Origin of the sequence: Paludibacterium yongneupense DSM 18731 (assembly GCF_000422925.1) — a bacterium.
GTDB lineage: Bacteria > Pseudomonadota > Gammaproteobacteria > Burkholderiales > Chromobacteriaceae > Paludibacterium > Paludibacterium yongneupense.
In genome coordinates, this window is record NZ_AUGZ01000005.1 from 110,863 (window position 1) to 130,390 (window position 19,528).

General features: G+C 60.7%; 17 protein-coding genes. 5 read left to right on the top strand and 12 right to left on the bottom strand.

Annotated elements, in window-relative coordinates:
• The first annotated feature begins 75 nt into the window (after nt 1–75).
• Complete coding sequence (locus G520_RS24235) at nt 76–228, top strand: hypothetical protein (protein WP_211222742.1); 153 nt, start codon at nt 76–78, stop codon at nt 226–228.
• 38 nt (nt 229–266) lie between these two features.
• Here G520_RS24235 and G520_RS0102790 read toward each other — a convergent pair whose 3' ends face one another.
• Genes G520_RS0102790 through G520_RS21230 form a run of 7 tightly spaced genes read right to left on the bottom strand, consistent with a single transcriptional unit; the run spans nt 267 to nt 8,592 of the window.
• Nucleotides 267–602: a hypothetical protein gene (locus G520_RS0102790; protein ID WP_156876847.1), complete on the bottom strand. Its 336-nt coding sequence runs from the start codon at nt 600–602 to the stop codon at nt 267–269.
• Nucleotides 603–625: 23 nt separating this feature from the next.
• Nucleotides 626–1,144 carry a chemotaxis protein CheW gene (locus tag G520_RS0102795; protein ID WP_028534343.1) on the bottom strand — a complete coding sequence of 173 codons (519 nt, stop codon included), beginning with the start codon at nt 1,142–1,144 and terminating at the stop codon, nt 626–628.
• The gene (locus G520_RS0102800; protein WP_028534344.1) at nt 1,141–2,823 is read right to left on the bottom strand and encodes a GGDEF domain-containing protein; all 1,683 of its coding nucleotides are present in this window, start codon (nt 2,821–2,823) and stop codon (nt 1,141–1,143) included. Before G520_RS0102800 ends, G520_RS0102795 begins: the two co-directional genes overlap by 4 nt.
• 27 nt (nt 2,824–2,850) lie before the next feature.
• Nucleotides 2,851–3,216, bottom strand: a complete 366-nt coding sequence (locus tag G520_RS0102805) for a response regulator (protein WP_028534345.1) — start codon at nt 3,214–3,216, stop codon at nt 2,851–2,853.
• A gap of 24 nt (nt 3,217–3,240) precedes the next feature.
• On the bottom strand, nt 3,241–5,346 hold the full coding sequence (locus G520_RS0102810) for a hybrid sensor histidine kinase/response regulator (protein WP_028534346.1): 2,106 nt from the start codon (nt 5,344–5,346) through the stop codon (nt 3,241–3,243).
• Entirely contained in the window at nt 5,336–6,814 is a 1,479-nt protein-coding gene (locus tag G520_RS0102815; RefSeq protein WP_028534347.1) for a CheR family methyltransferase, read from the bottom strand. The genes G520_RS0102810 and G520_RS0102815 overlap by 11 nt, the downstream gene beginning before the upstream one ends.
• 20 nt (nt 6,815–6,834) lie before the next feature.
• Nucleotides 6,835–8,592, bottom strand: coding sequence for a methyl-accepting chemotaxis protein (locus tag G520_RS21230; RefSeq protein WP_051228887.1), 1,758 nt, complete (start codon nt 8,590–8,592; stop codon nt 6,835–6,837).
• Nucleotides 8,593–9,041: 449 nt separating this feature from the next.
• Here G520_RS21230 and G520_RS0102825 point away from each other — a divergent pair, with 449 nt between their 5' ends.
• Together G520_RS0102825 and G520_RS0102830 are read left to right on the top strand one after the other, a co-directional pair.
• Nucleotides 9,042–9,911: an HDOD domain-containing protein gene (locus G520_RS0102825; RefSeq protein WP_028534348.1), complete on the top strand. Its 870-nt coding sequence runs from the start codon at nt 9,042–9,044 to the stop codon at nt 9,909–9,911.
• A 206-nt stretch (nt 9,912–10,117) separates the two neighbouring features.
• Nucleotides 10,118–10,891 (top strand): type 2 periplasmic-binding domain-containing protein, encoded by a 774-nt coding sequence (locus G520_RS0102830; protein WP_028534349.1) that lies wholly within the window; start codon nt 10,118–10,120, stop codon nt 10,889–10,891.
• A 156-nt stretch (nt 10,892–11,047) separates the two neighbouring features.
• Here G520_RS0102830 and G520_RS23820 read toward each other — a convergent pair whose 3' ends face one another.
• The 3 genes from G520_RS23820 to G520_RS0102850 form a co-directional block, all read right to left on the bottom strand.
• Nucleotides 11,048–12,223, bottom strand: a complete 1,176-nt coding sequence (locus G520_RS23820; protein ID WP_051228889.1) for an HD-GYP domain-containing protein — start codon at nt 12,221–12,223, stop codon at nt 11,048–11,050.
• A 480-nt stretch (nt 12,224–12,703) separates the two neighbouring features.
• The gene (locus tag G520_RS0102845) at nt 12,704–12,946 is read right to left on the bottom strand and encodes a hypothetical protein (protein WP_028534351.1); all 243 of its coding nucleotides are present in this window, start codon (nt 12,944–12,946) and stop codon (nt 12,704–12,706) included.
• A 30-nt stretch (nt 12,947–12,976) separates the two neighbouring features.
• Nucleotides 12,977–13,888, bottom strand: a complete 912-nt coding sequence (locus G520_RS0102850; protein ID WP_246542657.1) for a DMT family transporter — start codon at nt 13,886–13,888, stop codon at nt 12,977–12,979.
• 66 nt (nt 13,889–13,954) lie between these two features.
• On the opposite strand from G520_RS0102850, the gene G520_RS0102855 reads away from it, so the two are divergent.
• Nucleotides 13,955–14,533: a helix-turn-helix domain-containing protein gene (locus tag G520_RS0102855; RefSeq protein WP_028534353.1), complete on the top strand. Its 579-nt coding sequence runs from the start codon at nt 13,955–13,957 to the stop codon at nt 14,531–14,533.
• A 145-nt stretch (nt 14,534–14,678) separates the two neighbouring features.
• Here the strand turns inward: G520_RS0102855 and G520_RS21240 are convergent, their stop codons facing one another.
• Nucleotides 14,679–15,971, bottom strand: a complete 1,293-nt coding sequence (locus tag G520_RS21240; protein ID WP_246542782.1) for an MFS transporter — start codon at nt 15,969–15,971, stop codon at nt 14,679–14,681.
• On the opposite strand from G520_RS21240, the gene G520_RS0102865 reads away from it, so the two are divergent.
• Complete coding sequence (locus tag G520_RS0102865; RefSeq protein ID WP_028534354.1) at nt 15,960–17,624, top strand: ABC transporter substrate-binding protein; 1,665 nt, start codon at nt 15,960–15,962, stop codon at nt 17,622–17,624. The genes G520_RS21240 and G520_RS0102865 overlap by 12 nt on opposite strands.
• A gap of 52 nt (nt 17,625–17,676) precedes the next feature.
• Here G520_RS0102865 and G520_RS24240 read toward each other — a convergent pair whose 3' ends face one another.
• Nucleotides 17,677–19,368: a putative bifunctional diguanylate cyclase/phosphodiesterase gene (locus tag G520_RS24240; RefSeq protein WP_084637428.1), complete on the bottom strand. Its 1,692-nt coding sequence runs from the start codon at nt 19,366–19,368 to the stop codon at nt 17,677–17,679.
• Between the last annotated feature and the right edge of the window lie 160 nt (nt 19,369–19,528).

The window sequence follows — 19,528 nt, forward strand, 5'->3', positions numbered from 1 at the left end:
CATGATGCGCCTCTACCGCCGGGCCAGCCGCCCACTTGCCGCGCGTCCCCGAAATGGGGCGCAAAAAGGGCATCGGTGTGGGGGACGCACCTCGGCCAATCCGAACAGCCGCCGGCACACCTGCTACTCGGAAAAGATGCCATCTCGCGCGTGAAGGAAAAGCTCGCACTGCTCGACGAAGAAATCGCAGCCAGGGAAGCGGTATCGCTCAGCACCGATTTCGAGTGAGCCCCCTTGCCCCACGGCCGGTCGCGAACGCCTCGGCCTCACTCGCCGAGAAGGCTCGCCGGGTCGACGATAAAAACCGCCCCGTCGTCGTGCAGGGCCAGCGCGCGGACGCCGCGCAGGCTGAGCCGGGCCGCAAGAAGCGGCGGCAAGGCGAAAATGCGCGAGGCCGGCAAGGCCGAGAGTTCGACCGGGCCGCCGACGGCGACACGACGTCCCTCGACACCGATATGCAGAATACGGCGTTCGCCCGCCACCTCCGGCAGCCCGATCAGCCGCCCGGCGTCGGCGTCGCCCTCTTCTGTCGTGCGACTCATGCCGCGCACATGTCTGGCTTCCATGGCGAAGCGGAATCCTCCCGCGGTAAAACTCACCATCTCCAGCGCCGTCGCCTCCATGACTAATGCAGACCGTTCCGGTAGTCGGCGAACACCGTTTCCAGATCGATCAGATGAACTGCGTGCCCACGGAAAGTGACAATGCCCAGCGCCATATCGCGCAATGGAACGGGCAAGGTCGACAACGGCGGCTGGATCGCGCTCGCCGGCATATCGAGCACGTCCTCGACCCTATCGACACGCAGCCCGCTTTGCATGCCCGCCGCACGCGCGAGCAGAATCCGCGAATCGGCGACGGTATCCGATTCCGGCAGGCCGAGAACAGGACGCAGCTGTATGACCGATTCGATATCCCCGCGGACATTGATCACGCCTTCGAGCGACTCCGGGCAGCCCGGCAGAAAGTAAACCGGGCAATCGGCCAGTATCTCGACGATTTTGTCGCCATGGAAGGCAAACCAGTGCTCGCCCAGCGACACGATCACCAGTTTGAGCATGGCTTCGTCGACATCGACGACCGGGCCGGAGTGCGCCTGGCGTCGGGCCAGGATCTGATCGAGCGATACCGGATTTGCGCTCATTGCTTCTCCCCGGCGATCGCGTCGGCGGCGGCATCGGCGATCACACGATTGCGCCCGCCGCGTTTGGCCGCGTACAGCGCCTGATCGGCGGCATAGACCAGCCCTTCCGCGGTTTCATAGTCGGGAAAACCGGCAATGCCGCAGCTGAACGAACAGGAAAAGCGCTTGTCGCCAGCCTTGAAGGTCAGCGCAGCGAAATCCTCGCGAATCGCATCGACGAAACGGACGGCCTCGCTCACCCCCACTCCCTGGAGCACGGCGGCGAACTCTTCGCCGCCATACCGTCCTATCATGTCGGAGTTGCGCAAGCGCTGCTTCAGCACCCGCGCGAGCGCCATCAGCACCTGATCGCCGGCCTGGTGCCCGTAGGTGTCGTTGACGACCTTGAACCTGTCTACGTCCAGCATCATGAAACAGAGCGGCACGCCCTGCCGTTGCGCCGCGGCCAGCGAGGTTTCCAGAAACTGGGACAGCGTCGTGTGGTTGAGCAGCCCGGTCAGACTGTCGCGCATCATCAGCGAACGCAGCACACGCGTGCGCTCGGCACGCACGGCGACGGCGGTAATCAGATCCTGGGGCGGTATCGGCTTGGTCAGAAAACCGTCGGCGCCCACCTGCAAGGCCGATACCTGTTCCATCTTGTCGGTCTCGCTCGACAGAAAGAGGATGGGCAAACCCACAAACTGGGGGATCTGCCGAACGACGCGGGAAAGCTCCCGCCCCGAAGCGATCGGCATATAGACATCCATCAGCAACAAATCGGGCTGAAATTCGTCCAGTTCCTCCAGGATGCGGGCAGGCTCGTTGAGGCGGCGAGCGCTCATGCCGACCGACTCCAGTATCGAAGCGTGGTAATCCGCCATCTCCGGCTCGTCATCGACGATCAGCACCCGATACGGAGCGGGTTCGAGCTGTGTCGTCGCCATGTCCAGCGCCTCGACGAGTTCGTGACCCGCGATCGGTTTCTGGAAATAGGCAACCGCTCCCGCCTTGACCGCCGCAAGCCGCGTCGCAAAATCGCCGTCATCGCCGACGATCAGCAAAGGCGTGTCGCTGCGGTTCTCGTACCCGGCCAAACCCGTCGCCATCGAAGCCTGGACGACGATGGCATCGGGGCACTCGGCAGCGGCGGCTCGCAACAGGCTTGCGGTATCGCAAAAACTCGTGAGCGTGTAACCGAAACAAAGCAGCGGCGATTCGAGTTGTCTGCCGTCCAGCTCGGCATCGCAGAGATAAACCCGCTTCAGACGCAGATCCGGCTTCTTGTCACGCGCCGAACGCGGCAAATCCGGCGCTGCCGCACCCTGAGGCGGCGGCAGCGCCGCGGACGCCTGGCACTCGAGCACGGCAAGTCGGGCAATGCTGTTCGCGAGCTTCCGCTGCCAGGATGGCAGGACTTCGCTGCGCATGGCGACGGGCATCAGTCGCCAGCCGGCCACGAGTTCGGTGGCGCTCGAGCTCTCGGCACTCAGCTCGGGCAGCCCGAGAGTCGCCGCCGTGCCTTTGAGGTTGTGAAACAGACGCTGCAAATCGTCGATCGCAGTCTCGGCCGCCTTGCCCCCGCTCAAGCACAGACAAGCCAGTCTCGCTTCTTCCAGCATTCCCGGCAATCTGGCGAGAAAGAGGCTACGCAAGTGCCCGACCTTGTCGCGCAAAGAAGCGGTATGGGTGGGAATCATGTACAGGTCTCCAACGGTGATTCGATGTCAATCGGCCGGCGGCAGCAGCACGTCGGCGAGCGTCACCATCAACGACGTTTCGAGGTCGGCATCCTTTGCGATGCACGCATCGAGCCGGGGCTCCCTCTGCGCGAGGACATCCGGGTCGTCTGCGCTAAGCAGGATGAAGGGCACGCTGCTGCCTTGCGCACGCAAGGCACGGAACAACTCCATGCCACTCTGCCCCGGCATATTCATGTCGGAGACAATCGCATCGAAGTCCTTGTCGGCATTCAGCACGGTTTGCGCGGGCCCGGCGCCGTCCACGACAATGGCATCGCAGCCGCCGTCTTCCAGCACGGCCGCAACCATTTCGGCAGCAAAAGGATCGTCATCCACGACCAGTATCCGCATCGCTTTCTCTTTTCATAACAACGATTATCCCAGGATGCTTTGCAATATCTCGATCAGGTGCCCCTGATCGAAATCGCCCTTCACGATATAGGCGTCGGCACCGACCTGGATGCCGCGGCGACGGTCTTCTTCCTTCTGCCGCGACGTGATGATGATGATGGGCACCGTCCGGTAGCGTTCTTCCTCCCGCAACAGCGTCGTCAGTGTAAATCCATCCATATTGGGCATCTCGACATCGGTGAGAATGGCGTCAAAATCGCCGTTCCTGGCCTTGTAGAGACCGTCCCGCCCATCTTCCGCCAGGGTGACGTGATAGCCGTGAGCTTCAAGCACATCCTTCTCGATTTCGCGGGTATTGAGCGAGTCGTCGACGACAAGGATGCGTGGCCGCGACGGCGACGCCATATCGTCGTGCAAGCGCACGTCAGCCCGGGCATGGCGCGCCCGTTCCAGCAGTGCCGGAGCATGCAACACGCTCACGAGCTCGTTGCGGCCGGTCACCACGATACCCGCGACCATGTCCAGATGCGCGAGGTGAGCCGGCAAGGGCTTGAGTACCCGGTCGTGTTCATCGACGAGTGCGTCCACCCTGAGCGCGAGTTTTTCGTTGCGAACCCGCACGACCACCAACAGAACATCGACGGCAGACGACGTGCCGCGCGTAGGCAGGCACATCAGATCGGCGAGCCCGACCACGGGAATGAATTCGTTGTCGACGGCCACCACCCGGCGCCCGGCGACGGTGAGCAGACGCTCTTCGGGCAGTTGCCACAGCTGCGCAAGCTGCTGGGCGGAAAAGCCGAACAGCTTTCCGCCGGCCGATACCAGCAGCACCCGCATGACAGCCAGCGAAGGCGGCAGCCGCAGAGAGAAGGTCGTACCCGCTCCCGTACGGGTATCGATAGCAACCGCGCCCTGCAACTCATCAATCACGCAGCGCTTGACGACATCCATGCCGACGCCGCGGCCGGATACGTCGGTGATGATGGCGCTGGTACTGAATCCCGGCACAAAAATCAGGTCGACGACTTCGGGGTCCGAAAGAGCCTGCGCGGCTTCCTGACTCATCAACTCCTTGCGGACAGCCTTGTCGCGCAGAGCGCCGATGTCGATGCCGGCGCCATCGTCGCGGATATCGATGACGACGCAGCCTCCGTCCTGCCTGGCGGAAAGATGGACACGGCCATGGCGCGGCTTGCCTGCGCGTTCGCGCTGCTCCACGCTCTCGATACCGTGATCGACGGCATTGCGCAGCAGATGAAGCAGCGGGTCGCTCAAACGATCAATCAACTGCCGGTCGAGTTCGATGTCCAGGCCCTCGACCGTACACTCGACCTCCTTGCCCATGGAACGCCCGAGCTCGCGCACCCTGCGCGGCAGCGCCTCGAATATCCCGGAAAGCGGCAACATGCGCATGACGAGCGCCTTGCCGTGCAGTTCGTCCATCAGCCTTTCCTGTGCGAGGACATCGTCCTTCAACTGCTGAGTAAATGTATGCAGGCGAGCGCGCCCCGAAGCCGAAAGACCCTCGGACAAGGCGCTGCGTTCGAGGGCGCGGCTGTCATCGAGGCGCTGGCGCAGCCGGCCGTGGCTCGACACCACCTCGCCCATCAACTTGATCAACTCGTCGAGCTTGCTCATCGGAACGCGCACCGTATCAGGCGACTTCAGAGGCGAGGCGCCGATATCGAGCGTCGGCCGTTCAGGCTCGGCCTCGCATGGCGCCGCCGCTTGCCGTGCCGCGGACCCGCCGACCGCCTGCTCCAACTCGGCGCACCATTCCGTATCGATGCCGGTCGGTTCGCGCCCTTCGGCCACCTGCTCGACGAGCCCGGCAATGGCATCGACGCCGCGCTGCAAATGACGGACCAGTTCCGGGGTATGGATAATGCTGCCGCTGCGCAAGGCATCGAGCGCATCTTCGAGCTTGTGCGAGGTCTCGCTGATCGCGCCATACTTCAGCATGCGCGATGCCCCCTTGATGGTATGAGCCGAGCGAAAGACCGTATTGATCAGTTCGGGGTCCGCAGGCGCGGCAGAAAGCGCCGCCAGCCCCCTTTCGAGACGTCCGATGTGCTCCCGCGCTTCCGCAACGAAACGGGCCGCGAATTTTTTCGGATCAAGCGCCATGGCTGGCCACCCGAGTCATCGACGACGCCGCAGCGGAGCGCCTCTCGCACAGAAACCGGATGTCGGCGACGGGAAGGTCGAGCGGCAGCTCGAGCCCGCCATCGGGATCGGGGTGCGCGTCGATCTGCCTGAGCGCGGTCGCGAATCCGCGCCGGGCGCTGGCCTCGTCATCCCGGCACAGGGCGGCCAGGTAATAGTGGGCAGGCCAACAGTCCGGCTTGGAGTAGACAAGGATCCGGAATGCGCGCACTGCATTTTCGACATCCCCCTGCCATTTGCAGGCCAGTCCGATAAGCATGTGGGCTTCCGCCGACCAGTTATTAAACAGCAACACTTGGCGCGCGAGTCCGGCCGCCTCGGAAAACTGCCTCATCTGCAACCGGACATGACTCTCCAGCAAGCGCGGGCGAATATCATCCTCCGGCGCAAGCGAGCCGATCAGCGCCAGGGCCTGTTCATGCTGTTTGTCGCGCAACAAGCGGCGAACCGCTTCCATGGTCGCGCTCCAGCCCGGCGCCGTCACGGCGGGGGCCTCGGCCACAGGCTGCGGGCGGGCGGGCGATCGGCGCGGCGACGGCACCGTTCTCGTCGGCGCCGGCGGTTTCGCTTCCGGCGACGGGCGGGCTAGCGGCATGTGTCCGTTCGCGGCCGCGCTTTTGGCGAAGTAGAACCCCCCGCTCGCTTCACGAAGCTCGAAGACGCCCAGGTCATTGGCCAGGGTCTCCGACGCCCCCAGCACCAGGCTGGCGCCGTCGTTCATGACGGCATGCAGGCGCTGCAGGACAGCCCTGCGGGTATCGGCGTCGAAGTAAATGGAAACATTGCGGAAGAACACGATATCGAAGCCGCTCAGCCCCGAGGGATAATGCGGGGTCAGCAGATTGAACTGGCGAAATTCGACCACGTCGCGCACGGCGGCGTCCAGCACGCTCCTATGCGCTCCGCGGGGAGAGAAATACCGCGCGCGCAAGTCGGGCGACAGCGCGCGAAACGAAAACTCGCCATACTCGGCCTGACGGGCGCGAGCCAGCGCGCAGCGATCGATATCCGCCGCGACAATGCTCACCTGGCCGTGAATGCCTGCGCCGAATTTTTCCCGAACGGCCATTGCGATCGAGTACGGTTCTTCTCCGCTGGAGCAACCCGCGCTGAAAATCCGTATCGGCTCGCCTCCATCCCTCCCGGCCAGCAGCCGCGGCAGCAAAACGTCAGTCAACAATGCCAGCTGCGACGGTTCGCGGAAGAAATAGGTTTCGTTGACCGTCAGATGGGTGACGAACTCCTGAAACTCGGATTCGTCGCCGAGCAGCCGGGCGTAATACGCAGAAAGCGCCGCCGCCCGGGTGACTTCCATGCGTTTGGCCAGGGCCGATGCAAGACTGGGCTCGGTTGTCCGATCAAACCGAAGACCGCACCGCTGCGCCACCAGGCTTTTGAAAGGGGCGAGATCCGCCGCTGTCGTTTCCATCGCTTTGCCGCGCCTTCCGCTCAAGAGTCCGATTCGGTACGGAAGCGGCCGACCTGATCTTTAAGGCCGGCAGACAGCCCCTCCATATCGTGGCTGACCTCGCTCAGCTGCGTCATTGAATACGCTGTCTGTTTGCTAGCATCGGCAATTTCGCGCAGCGAGATCACGACCTGGCTCACCGCCGTCTTCTGCTGCTGCGTGGACAAGGAAATTTGCTGCGCGGCGACATTGGTCTTGCGCGCGCCTTCCACCATATCGTCGAGGCGCTCGGCGGTATGAGCGACGGCGGACTTGCCTTCGTCTATGCTGCTCGCCCCCTTCTCCGACGTAATCACCAAGCGGTTGATCGAATCCTGAATCTGGTTGACCCGCGCCTCGATCTCGCTGGTGGATTCGGTGACATTATCGGCCAGCCTGCGAATTTCGGCGGCAACGACGCCGAAACGGCGGCCGGCCTCGCCGGCACTGGCGGCTTCGAGGGCGGCATTGAACGCGATCAACTTGGTCTGGTCGGCAATCGAATTAATGATCGTCATGACGCGGCCGATCTCTTTCGACGTTCGGCCCAGCTCGATGATTTCGTCGAGGCTGCTCTGGTTTTCCGCCTGGATGCTCTCCATTTTGGAGCTCAGCAATGCCATGGCTTGCACGCCTTTCTGACTACTCTCCCAGGACAGACTGGCGATGTCGGCCACCGAACCCGAGTACTCCGAAATCTGCGACGCCGAAGCAGACAGCTCTTCCATCGTGGCGGCGATTTCCGTTACCGAGGCCGACAGCTGATTCGACGCCACCGACAAGCTCTCGACCGAAGTGGAGATCGTATTGGCGCCGCCATACACCGCACCCGCCGCGACCGACGTATCGCCGACGAGTCCGCTCAATTGCGTCGTCATGTTCTGCAGGGCGAAGCCCAGCCTGTCCCATTGCGAAATCGGCTCGACGCTAACGGTCAGGTCGCCCTGGGTGATGCGGTCGGCAACAGCGACGGTGCCGGCCAGATTGCGCTGCACGGAGGACAGCGCCCGCGCCATATCGCCGATTTCATCGCCACGCTCCGTGCCGGGAATGTCCTTGTCCAGTCGCCCCAGCGCCAGATCACCGGTTTCATCAACCACGCGCGACAATGGCCGCACCACGCCACGCGTGATGATCATCGAGACCGCCACGCTCAGAATCAGCACCGCCCCCCCGATGGCTCCTAGCCGCAAGGCCAGTTGCCAGAACTGGGTATCGATATCGTCGAGATACACCCCGGTGCCGACGACCCAGTTCCACTCGGGGATGCCGACGACAAAGGCAAGCTTGGCCTTGGCTTCGCTCTCACCCGGCGCTTTCAATGTGTAGTGGTAAAAACCGCTGCCCTTGCGTCGAACGACATCGATCATATCGGCGAAGATATGGGCATCGTCGCCGCCCGTCACCGATAGCACCGAGCTGCCGACCAGAGCCGGATTGATCGGATGCATGAGCATCGTACCCGAGGTGTCGAGAACCCAGAAATACTGGTTCCCCGAAAAACGCACCGAACGCAGCGTATCCAGCGCGATGCGCTGGGCATCCGCCTGCGGACGCCCGGCCTTGCCCCATTCCCTGGCAATGCTCTGTATGGTCGTCCTGGCGACGTCGATATGTTCCTGGGTCTTCGCCTCGCGTTCGGTCAGCAGCGTAGTGTGCAGATTGGACAAGGAGATAGCGGCGAAGAGGGTCAGTCCGAGGGCGCCAATGATCACCACCAGAAGCAGGCGGTAAGCGATATGTATATTAGAAAAACGCATGACTTCCTTATTCGCGCCAGTCGCTAGTCCGATGCACGCAGTCGAACTGCATCGCGCCAGGGCAAGCGCTTCCGCAGCTAGCGACACGGCGTGACAAAGCAGAAGCCGGGCGCGGCAGTGCGATCTGCGCCGCAGGTCGAGCGGTGGTCGGAACGTCTGGAAGCGACAACGGGCCGGTGACTGGCGTCACGGTAATGACCACAAATGAATCGCGGGTATTCTTGCGCATAGTCGATATTATTGTCAAATGCAAGCATGCGCATACCATACGTCGGCGCTGGGCACATCCCGCCATCGACAGCGGCGAAGGAATACCGGTGCAGGAGGTTCCCCACTCCGGTAGAGCGCATACACGATACGAATGCGTACCATTACTTTTTGTCATACACAACCCAACGGCCCATGCTACCCTTATTTTAAATATTTACCGAAAAATTGAGATCATTGCGATGACCGTGACCGACATTCCGACAGTAAACCACGATGAAGCCGCCGTCACGGCACTCATCCACTCGATACGAATACCGCCCCGCCCCGCTCTGCTTGCCGATCTGCAACGCGAGATCGACAGCCCCGAGCCCAACATCAAATCGATGGCCCACATCGTGGAGAAAGATATCGCTCTGTCGGGGGCCTTTCTGAAACTCGTCAATTCACCCCACTACCAGCGCTCGCGCAAAGCCGAGACGGTCGAGGCCGCGCTCACCGGGCTCGGTTTGAATCAGGTGTCGCTGCTGGCCAGTGGTTTTCTGGTGCGGGAGTCCTTCCGGGGCAAACAGCACCAACTGGCCGATTTCTGGGAAACATCCAGCCGGCGCTCGATTGCAATGGCCCATCTGGCGCGTGAACTGCGTGCCGGATCGCCCGACCTGGCGCGCAGCTTCGGACTGTTCGCCGACCTCGGCATCCCCTTGCTGATGGAACGCTTCGACGACTACTCCGAAACACTGCGCCTGGCGCGAGACCCCATGCAGACGCTGCCGTTCACCCGGCTTGAGGACAGCCGGCACCAGACCAACCATGCCCTGGTCGGGGCCATGCTCGGACGCAACTGGCAATTGCCTGGCGACGTTGTCAGCGCGATCACCCACCACCATGACGACATGGCATTTGTCTCGGACTCTATTTCCCACCCGGTGCGGCGTCTGATAGCACTGGGAATAATCAGCGACGTTCTCGTCCGGAGCTACACGGGACTCGCCCCGGATGCAGAGATGCTGCGGGCGGCCCCACGGGCTATGGAAGAGCTCGGTTTGGGCGATGACGAACTGGATGAAATCAGCATCGCGATCCATGAGGCGTTCGATCGCGAAGGATAAGCCGACCGTCTCCGGCCAGCCGCACCACCGGGATCGACTCGTCATACTTGAAAATCGAGTCGATCGACCGACTCTTGGGATGCCTGCGCCAACCCGCGTTGAACCCCTGTTCAAAGCGTGCTGACAATGGCGGATTACCTCTACGAGCACAGCTTTCGCATACCGGCATGCTAAGCTGAACAAACGATTTTCCAGCGCCATCGAATATGATCTATCCAAGCCAATACCGGCTCGGCATTGCTATCGGCTTGCTCGCCTGCCTGCCGGCGCATGCGTTGCAGCTTACATTTGCCGTTCCGAACAGCCCACCGAACAGATTGACGGAAATGTCGCAAGCCCTCCTGACCGAGGCCGCGCATCGGCTCGGGCACGAACTGCGGTTCCTGCCCTTGCCCCAGGAACGGGGCCTGGCAAGCGTCGACGCGGGCACGCTCGATGGCGACAGCCTGCGCAGCACCGATCTTGATCTGAAATCCTACACCAGGCTGACACGAATCAATGTCGTCATCGCCGACGATGAGCTGGTGGCCTTCGGGGTCGGCAAAGTGTTTACGCCCCACGGGCTGAAAAGCATCCGACCCTTCTCCGTCGCCAGCACCAGGATCAAAGAACTGGAACAACTGGGCAACGGCTATCACTTCACATTTGTCGCAACCGACATTCAAGCTTTCGAAATGCTTCGCCGCGGTCGCGTCAAACTCGCCGTCTTCCCCCGCAGCGTGCTCTGCCCGGCGCGAAAGGCCGGCTATTCCGACCTCACCATTCAGGAACCCGCACTTCAGCACCTGGAGTTCGTCGCCCACCTGTCCATACGCCACGAAAAACTCGCCCGGCAGTTCGAACGAACGCTGCTCGACATGCGACGCGATGGCAGCATGGAACGGATTCAAGCGCCGATCCGGCGCAAATGGGCCAACTGCAGTGCAGCAACAACGCCTCCGGCCTTCAGGCCGGTGTGCACTGACGGTCGGGATTGCTGACCGTCCAGGGAAATGGGAAATGCGGTGACTTATCGTCGGGCTGGCACAGCGGGCCGTTTCTACCCATGCAATACGTGCGTGCAGATCGCCTGAACGTGCCCGGCTCTAGCGCCACTCACCACGGCAGCGGCAAGCCGCCGTATGCGGCGCGGGCAATCAATCATCGCCCTCGCGGCCGCTTCCCGTCGGGTAGCCCCACAGCTGGTTCATATTGATTTGAATGATATTGTCGCGTTCGGCGACATCCTGAATCGAGAATTCTTTCTGCACGGTATCGCGCACCCTATGCTTGACCAAGGGCATGCCACGCGGACCGAGCACACTTTTCACCACGGGGGTTTGAGAGTCCTCGCCACGGTGAAGTACGATGGCAATCTCGCCGTTAGCCAGCTTGACGAAGGCGCCGGGGGGATACAAACCCAATTCTTTAACGATCAGGGTGGCAAAGCCCTCGTCGACATGGCTGCCGCGCTTTAAAAACAACTCGCGCATTGCCACGCGAGACGAAATCGCAGTCCGGTAGGCACGAGGCGTTATCATTGCAGTATAAATATCGGCCAGAGCGATCAAGCGTGGCCAGGGCGCCAGCCCGGTGCGCGACACTTTACGCGGATAGCCTGAGCCGTCGAGAGCCTCATGATGATGTTCAACGGCATCGCACCAGGCGTCGTCGGTGACATTGAAAGCGCGCAACATCGCCGCCGACTTTATCGGATGCACTTCAATCTCTTCTTTTTGGCTCGCGGTCAAGGGGCCATGCTGCCGGGTCAGCTCTTCTTGCAATCCAAGCATAGAGATATCACAGGTCAGCGAGGCGCAAATCACACGCATGCGCTCATGCTCGCTCATGCCCGACCGCTTGCCGACCAACTCGCAGACAATGGAGCGATGCAGCGGATGCTGGGTCGTGTAGCGATCGTTCCTGTCGAGATGAAGCAGACCGATCGCCGCATCGACATCTAGCGCGCACACTTTCTGCAGACTCGAGGCGATGCCCATGACCCGTGCCGCGAAATCACAGCCGTCGCCGTCGTTCCACGCAGGCTCTCCCGTGCCGATTCGGGAGAGGATCTGTTTCAGGCGCAGGTTCAGATCCGTCAGGAGCTGGAAGGGAGAAGGCTGCGCATCCTCGTCCTCCGCCTGCACCCCCGCCGCTGCCGCGGGTTCCGGATGGGAGAACAAACCATGCTCGATCATCAGCCCCAGCGCCCGTTCCGACTCGATGACCAGGCCCTTCTTGAGCAACAAGCGCCCCTGACTGTCAAAGCAGTCAAACTCGAGAGGTCTGCCAATCGCGATCTGACTGGCGTGCAGTTTTTTTCGTAGCGACATGATTCGAACGAGTCTAAGGCAGGTCCATTGCAACGGCATGAATTTTATGTAAAACATTGAAAAACAGACATAGTTTTTAAATGAACTGTTTATTCATTTTACATAAAACGCGAAGCACGGTCCAGGCAGCGCCAATCGGGCAGCCCCCTCTAGCATGAGTGCCCGGCTCCAGACATCCGGATTGCCGAACAAAAGAGGGAGATCGAGGCAGTGCCCGGCCCCGGGGCCAGGCAGGGAAGACGGTCAAACGAAGTGATAGGCGAACGAGCATGCCTGCCCGCGTTGCCACTGGCGGTGGGCAAAGTCGAAGCTGGGCGCGATGAAATCGATATCGCTGCGCAGATCGGCAACGCGCATGCGAGGATTCGGCGGGACACGCCTGGAGCGGGCCTCTTCCAGCGCCCGCTTCCCGTCGCTGCCGGATTGACGCTGGAAGACCGCCAGCAATGCCCCCGCCGTCAGACTGCCGATGGGCGCGCTTTACGGCGTGAACGAAGCCTGTTCCTCGCAGATCACACCGACAATGGTCTCGCACCAGGCGGCACGATTTTCTTGCAAGGCTGGCGGTGGGTCGCGCGTAATGAAATCGCCATCGATCCGGGCATGAATGGCGGCGGCGCGCCCCATGACGGCATCCAGACGGGAGGGCTGCGGCTGGAAGACGGTACCAACGGCGCTTGCCACGGCATTCGGCAAGCGCGCCGCCACCAGGAAACCGTCCACCGGACAAAGGTCGCTTCTGCCGGCAATCGTCTAATGGCCCGACTGACTGCCGAGCTGGCTGATCAGCACACTGGCCACGATGAGGGCGGCGCCGGAGACGGCCATGATGCCCACCTGCTCTCCGGCCACCGCCCCGACGACCCCTGCCCATACCGGTTCCATCGCATAGATGACCGTCGCCCGCGTCGCCGGCACCGTTTTCTGCGCCCAGTTCATGGCTATCTGGATCAGCGCGGTCGCGAGCCCCATCCCCAGGACACTGAGCAACAGCACGGGATGCGCTTGCACAGCGGCCTCACCGCTGATCTGCCAACCGATGCCGGACAACAGTGCAACGGTCAGCAGCTGCACGACCGCCACCCGCCGCGGATGACACTGGCCGGCAAAACGCCCGACCAGACTGATTTCCAGCGCGATCATACCGGCCCCGGCGACGGTCAGCCATTCGCCGGCTCCAAAATTCAGCCGCATGCCGCGCGGATCGGACAGCAGAACCAGTCCACCAAAGGCGACGGCAATCCCCAGCCAGGCGGCCAGTCGTGGATGGCGGCGGAACAGCAATAGTTGAAACAACGGAACCAGCGGGACGTACAAGCCCGTGAGAAAGGCCGACTTGCTACTGGGGATCAGCTGCAAGCCAAGGGTCTGCAAACTGTAGCTGCCAAACAGCACCGAGCCGACCAGCAATCCGGTGCCCAGTTCGATCCGCGTCAAACCGGCCAGTTCACGTCGGCACAGCAACAAGGCGACCAGGCCGGCCACGGCAAAGCGCAGACCGACAAAGCCAAACGGACCGGCCCAGTGCAGCGCGTGCTGGACCACGAGAAAGGTGAAGCCCCAGATCATGGTCACCCCGATCAGGACAAGGTCAGGCAGGCGGCTTGCGCTCCGCCCAGGCATGCCGGCGGCCGTACTCTGTATCGTCATGGGGTGCGCTCGCATTGCTGATGGCTCATTAAGTGCACTATAATGCACACTGTACAAATTGTGCAATATAGTGCTCAAAATATGAGTAATGGAACGCTGCAAGTCATACAGAATGTATCGGCCAATCTGCGCCGGGCAAGGCAACAACGTGGCCTGAGCCAGGACAGGCTGGCCGAACTGGCGGGCATCAGCCGCCGCATGCTGGTGAATATCGAAGCCGGCGAAAGCAATGTCAGCATCGCCACGGTCGACAAGCTGGCCAGCGCGCTGGGGCTCGCGTTTCTCGACGTGGTGGGGGCGCCAGCCCCGGCAGACAAGGTGCACAGCGCGCTGCCTCTGCGCATCTGGCAGGGCAAGCAGGCGGATAGTCATGGCAATCTGCTCGAGTCGCTGAACCGCCCCGGCATGACGGTTGAGCTATGGCAATGGCAGCTGGCCGCCGGCGACAGCTATCAAGCCGAAGCCGATGCGCCGGGCTGCCACGAGATGCTGCATGTGTACGCCGGCGAGTTGGAAGTACGGCTCCCTGACCGGGTGCGCAAGGTCGGCACAGGGCAGTCGCTGGCCTTTGCCTCGGATGTGACGTACACCTACCACAATCCTGCGCAGGCCCTGTCCTGCTTCAGCAAGAGCATCATCATGTATCCGCATCGCCGATAAACCCGCCATCAGACCAGCCTATGAAACGGCCCCGGCAGGGGCCCTGGCCTCTCGATGGCCCGATCGCAAACCGGAGTCAGACCGCCCCGCTGCGTTTTTCAACATGCCGCAGCGGAAGCCCCCCTCAACACTCTATCGACACCGGTCAGTCGGTGCAGTCCATCAAATCCGCCCGGGCAGAAGCGGCCGCCCACACACAGCCAGCCCCAAGCAAGGCCAGCGCTATCATCATCAACAGCAGTGACACGGGAGGCAAAAGAGACAGCACCAGACCGCTGAGCAAGGGGCTGATGGCATTACCAAGATTCGCCAGCTGCTGGGCACCGTAATAGCTCCCCTTGTGTGCATCAGGAGCAATGGTGTCGATGAATTGATACTCCGCCGGAATAATGATGATCTCTCCCAGAGTAAACACAACCATCGCCGCGCACCATGCCGGCAGGCTTTCCGCCAGCGCAAAACCGGCAAGTCCGCCGGCCAGCAGGCCTGAACCAACCATGATCCAGCTCAATAGCAGGCCATGACGCTGCAGTCGCCCCACTGGATACTGCAGCAGAATCACCGTCACGGCATTGCTGGCAATCAGTGCCGACATCCAGCGCAACACGTCCGCATCGCGATGACCTTGCAGCAACAACAATGACAGGTAATCAGAAAATCGCCCGTGGACAACACAGCCCAACGCACTGCCCAAGGTAAACAGGACAAGCGTGCGGTCGCGCCGCAATAGCAACAGCGTATCTGCAAAGCAACGGCAGCCTGCCCCCGCCTTGTCGGCTTCAACTGCCGGCAAACCAGGCAACAGCGGCAAAGTTGCCAACGTCAGCGCAGCGGCGAGCCAGAATGGGGCCAGGGGCGCTCGTCCAGCCAGCAGACTCCCGAGCAATGGCCCCACGGCAAAGCCGACATTGCTGAGGGCGTAGCGTAGTGAGAACGCACGGACACGCGCGGCAGGCTCCAGCCTGGCGCTCAGTACGGCCTTGGTGGCGATGCCATACAGAGCGAATGCGCCCTCCAACAGCAATAACGCCAACAGCGCAAGCGGCCACACCCGGCTGAACGGCACCAGGGCAAAACTGGTCGCGATCAGCAGAACGGCAATTCCAAGCAGACGACGACGGTCGAACCGATCGACCAGATGGCCCGCGTACAATCCAGACAACGTCGCGCACAGCATCGCCGCACTGAATAACAAACCGATACCCGATGATGAAAACAACAACTGGCGGCTCAAGGTCAACACCAGCAGGGGCGAGACCAGCCCCCGGCTGAGGCTCAACAGCAGCGCACTGGCCTGAAGGCGGGGAATAACGCGACTCATGCGACGACTCCGGCCATGACAAGGCAGACCAGTATCGACAAAAAAGCAGAAGACAAAAATGGATGAAACAAACAGAATTAGCTTCCCCTTTTTTGAATCTGCCGCATGCGCCTTCACGACCAATACACACTGCTCTACCAGCACTACGCAGACCACGATGCACAACCCGGCCTGCCCTTGCTGGCAACATTGCTTGGCTGCAGCGAGCGCAATATCCGCCAGCAGCTCTCCAAGATGCAGGCACGCGGCTGGCTGCATTGGGCACCGGGATGTGGCCGTGGGAAGCGCTCGACGCTCACCTTGTTGTTCACCCCCGAGCAGTTGCAACTGGACAAGCTTGGCGAACTGGTCGCCCGTGGCGAACTGGAAAAGGCATTCGTGCAGCTGGACACGCCGCAACGTCGTGAGCTGATGGCACGGCTGCCGGACTTTCTTGGCGCAGCCAAGCGCAACCGTCAGTTGCGCATCCCGCTCCACCGCGCACCGACCTCTCTTGATCCCTTACACGCAAGCAGCCGGCTGGAATCGCACCTGGTACGCCAATTATTCGACCGCCTGTGCAGTTTTGACCGTCAGCAGCAAACGCTGTCACCGAACTTGGCGCACTACTGGGAAGCCAGTGACGACGGCAGTCGCTGGCGTTTCTGGCTGCGCCCAGGCCTGCGTTTCCATGACGGGCAGCCGCTGGATGCGACGGCTGTCGCGGCGACCGTATTGCGCCTGCGCGACGCGTTCAACCCGTGGCAACGCCAATACCGTCACCTCGTCAACATCGAGCTGCACGACACGCTGTCGCTCAGTTTTGTGCTGGCGGAGACCGACTGGCTTTGGCCCAACCGCCTGGCCACCGCCAACGCCTCCATCGTGCCGATCAGGCGCGGGGCCGATTTTTCCCGACTGCCGGTGGGTAGCGGTCCATTCCGACTGATACGCCACAACGAGCTGCGACTGAGCCTGGCGGCTCACGAGCACTACCATAGAGAACGTCCATTACTGGATCAGATCGATTTGTGGGTCATCACAACAGCAATGGACCCGCCGTTCGACTTGCTGCTGGACGCATCCGCCATCAGCACTGACAGCCCGCTGCTGTCGGCATGCACGTATCTGTTGTGCAACCCTTCACGCTTGCGTCTGGGCGCCCCACAACGCGCGAACTTGATGCGTTTCCTGGCCGAACCTTCCCTGGTCAAGGCGGACGATCCTCTGCGCAAACCGGCGCAGGGTCTGCTGACGGAGTGGGAGCATAGGCTGCCCACTGGCCCGGCGCGCTGTCCATTGGTCAAAGGCAGCACACTGACCCTGGCCTGCTATGAACTGGCCTCTTTCCAGCCGCTGGCAGCTGCGCTGGCAGAGCGGCTGGCCAGTGCTGGCATCAGGCTGATCGTACGCACCCTCAGCTACCCCGAATTCGAACGTTTGCCGGACTGGTGGCCGGATACTGACTTGGTCCTCTCCAGCGAGGTGCCGAGCGATGATCGCGACTACAGCTGCCACGAATGGTTCGGCAGCAACCCGGTGCTGCGAGCCGCCCTGGAAGATCGCGTTGCGGCAGAGCTCGATCAAAGCCTGATGCACGCGCAGCGCCAGACAGACAGCGCAAAACGCATGCGTATATACAAGAACGCCGGCGATTGCCTGGTCGGTGGTGGCTGGATATTGCCACTCTCCCACGAACGGCAGGGGGTCAGCGCCAACCCGGCAGTGGCGGGCCTGGAACTCGGGGCAAGCGGCTGGATGGACTTCTCAACCCTGTGGGTACGGCAGTGACCGGCGGTCGTCATCAGCCAGAGTCAGCCCCCCCTCGCACAGGCATCAACCGTCATGCGCATCCGGACCGTTTGCTCAGCATGGCAGTGAAAGAGTCGAATTGGACCGGCCTGGAGAAAAGATAACCCTGACCATAGTCGCACCCGATTGAAGCGAGTACATCGCGCTGCTTTGTCGTCTCGATTCCCTCGGCCACCACTTTCAGCCCAAGCCTGTGCGCCATCGCGACAATCGCCTCGCACAGATCAAAGCCGACACCGTCCAGGTCTTCGACAAAAGAGCGATCGATCTTTAGATAATCGATATCAAATTTACGTAAATAAGCGAGCGATGAATAGCCTGTCCCGAAATCATCTATCGCCACTTCGATGCCAGATTCCCTCAAAAACAGCAAGTTTTTCTTCACCAGCGGATCAGCATTCAAAAGAAGGCCTTCTGTGATTTCAACAAGCAGCGACCGGCCGTCCAGGCCTGCGTCTTCAATCTTCCTGACCCAATCGAAATCGGACGCATTGCTGACGCGAAACTGGATTGGAGAAACATTGATTGAAATCTGCAAGTCACATAAAAACCGTTCGCGCCAAAATATTATTTTATCAATCACTTCATTGGCAACCCAGTTTCCGATTTTTACGATCAGGCCCGTACTTTCAGCTATTGATATGAATTCATAGGGCCCGACGACACCGCGCTCCGGGTGATTCCAGCGCAGCAATGCTTCTGCTTTCTTGAGGCTGCCATCTCTAAGGTCGATGATAGGCTGATAGTAAACTTCAAATTCGTCATTAGTCAAAGCACTGCGAAGTTCATTAGCCAAATGCAAACGGTTGAGCGCGGCGCATTGCAAAGCAGGCGTAAAATAACTGAAACAATTCCTGCCAGCTCTCTTCGCCTCATACATAGCCTGATCTGCGGATTTGAACAAATCATCGACGTTAGCGCTATCGTCCGGATAAATGGCGACACCAACGCTTGCGGACACGAATACGACTTCGCCATCCAGATGAAATGGACGCGCCAACTCATCCAGTACCCGCTGTGCAAACCCATCAACCCACTCAGGATAATCTGGCTCATTTATGATCAATGCGAATTCATCTCCACCCAGGCGAGCGATGGCCGCATTATCGCCAAGAGAATTCTTTATACGCGCCGCAATACTGCCAAGCAGCATGTCGCCTGCGCTATGCCCCAGAATGTCATTGACTTCTTTGAAATGATCCAGATCGATCAGGAAAAGAGCCAGGCGGTGCCCCTCCAGCTCAGCCCTGCTCCGTCCTTCCTCAAGCAGAATCCGGAACAAATTCCGATTCGGCAAACCGGTCACCGCATCATAGTGCGCTTGCTTCCATATTAATTCTTCGCTTCTCTTCCGCTCGGTTATATCCAGCACGTACACAAGCCGATTCAACGATGCCCCCTCTACCGACAGAGCAACAGATTCGGACCATACATAAATAAATTCGCCATCATGCCTACGAACGCGCCACTCCCCACCAAGACTGCCGCCCACATCGAGAAATTTTTGGTGACGAGAAAGAACAACCCCCCCATCCTCTTCAGGGAAAACCATGGTAAATGAAGAGCCGACCATCTCTCCCGCTGTATAGCCGTAGATTGAACAATAGGCAGGATTTACCGAGACGTATATTCCTGAATAATCAATAACAGCAATACCGACTGGGCACCGATCAAGAATCGCCAGAACCAACCCCGATTCATTCAACCCTTGTCGTGCGACCATACCCTCACCCTTTCGCAGTGCAAAGCAGAGATATCAAACAGAAATCGGCACTCAAAGCAAAGGAGAAACGCTGTACAGACCTCTCGAATAATTATCGCCGGAAACAACCCCGACTTTAAGGTATAGCATGCCAAGTCATGCGGTAAGCAAGGAATGAACC

What these genes read in the sequence shown, in the direction of transcription:
- G520_RS24240 (WP_084637428.1), bottom strand. Translation starts at nt 19,368, where the DNA reads ATGGTCGCACGACAAGGGTTGAATGAATCGGGGTTGGTTCTGGCGATT.
- G520_RS0102825 (WP_028534348.1), top strand. Translation starts at nt 9,042, where the DNA reads ATGACCGTGACCGACATTCCGACAGTAAACCACGATGAAGCCGCCGTC.
- G520_RS0102850 (WP_246542657.1), bottom strand. Translation starts at nt 13,888, where the DNA reads ATGCGAGCGCACCCCATGACGATACAGAGTACGGCCGCCGGCATGCCT.
- G520_RS0102800 (WP_028534344.1), bottom strand. Translation starts at nt 2,823, where the DNA reads ATGATTCCCACCCATACCGCTTCTTTGCGCGACAAGGTCGGGCACTTG.
- G520_RS23820 (WP_051228889.1), bottom strand. Translation starts at nt 12,223, where the DNA reads ATGTCGCTACGAAAAAAACTGCACGCCAGTCAGATCGCGATTGGCAGA.
- G520_RS0102805 (WP_028534345.1), bottom strand. Translation starts at nt 3,216, where the DNA reads ATGCGGATACTGGTCGTGGATGACGATCCTTTTGCTGCCGAAATGGTT.
- G520_RS0102790 (WP_156876847.1), bottom strand. Translation starts at nt 602, where the DNA reads ATGGTGAGTTTTACCGCGGGAGGATTCCGCTTCGCCATGGAAGCCAGA.
- G520_RS0102815 (WP_028534347.1), bottom strand. Translation starts at nt 6,814, where the DNA reads ATGGAAACGACAGCGGCGGATCTCGCCCCTTTCAAAAGCCTGGTGGCG.
- G520_RS0102830 (WP_028534349.1), top strand. Translation starts at nt 10,118, where the DNA reads ATGATCTATCCAAGCCAATACCGGCTCGGCATTGCTATCGGCTTGCTC.
- G520_RS0102865 (WP_028534354.1), top strand. Translation starts at nt 15,960, where the DNA reads ATGCGCCTTCACGACCAATACACACTGCTCTACCAGCACTACGCAGAC.
- G520_RS0102810 (WP_028534346.1), bottom strand. Translation starts at nt 5,346, where the DNA reads ATGGCGCTTGATCCGAAAAAATTCGCGGCCCGTTTCGTTGCGGAAGCG.
- G520_RS0102855 (WP_028534353.1), top strand. Translation starts at nt 13,955, where the DNA reads ATGAGTAATGGAACGCTGCAAGTCATACAGAATGTATCGGCCAATCTG.
- G520_RS21230 (WP_051228887.1), bottom strand. Translation starts at nt 8,592, where the DNA reads ATGCGTTTTTCTAATATACATATCGCTTACCGCCTGCTTCTGGTGGTG.
- G520_RS0102795 (WP_028534343.1), bottom strand. Translation starts at nt 1,144, where the DNA reads ATGAGCGCAAATCCGGTATCGCTCGATCAGATCCTGGCCCGACGCCAG.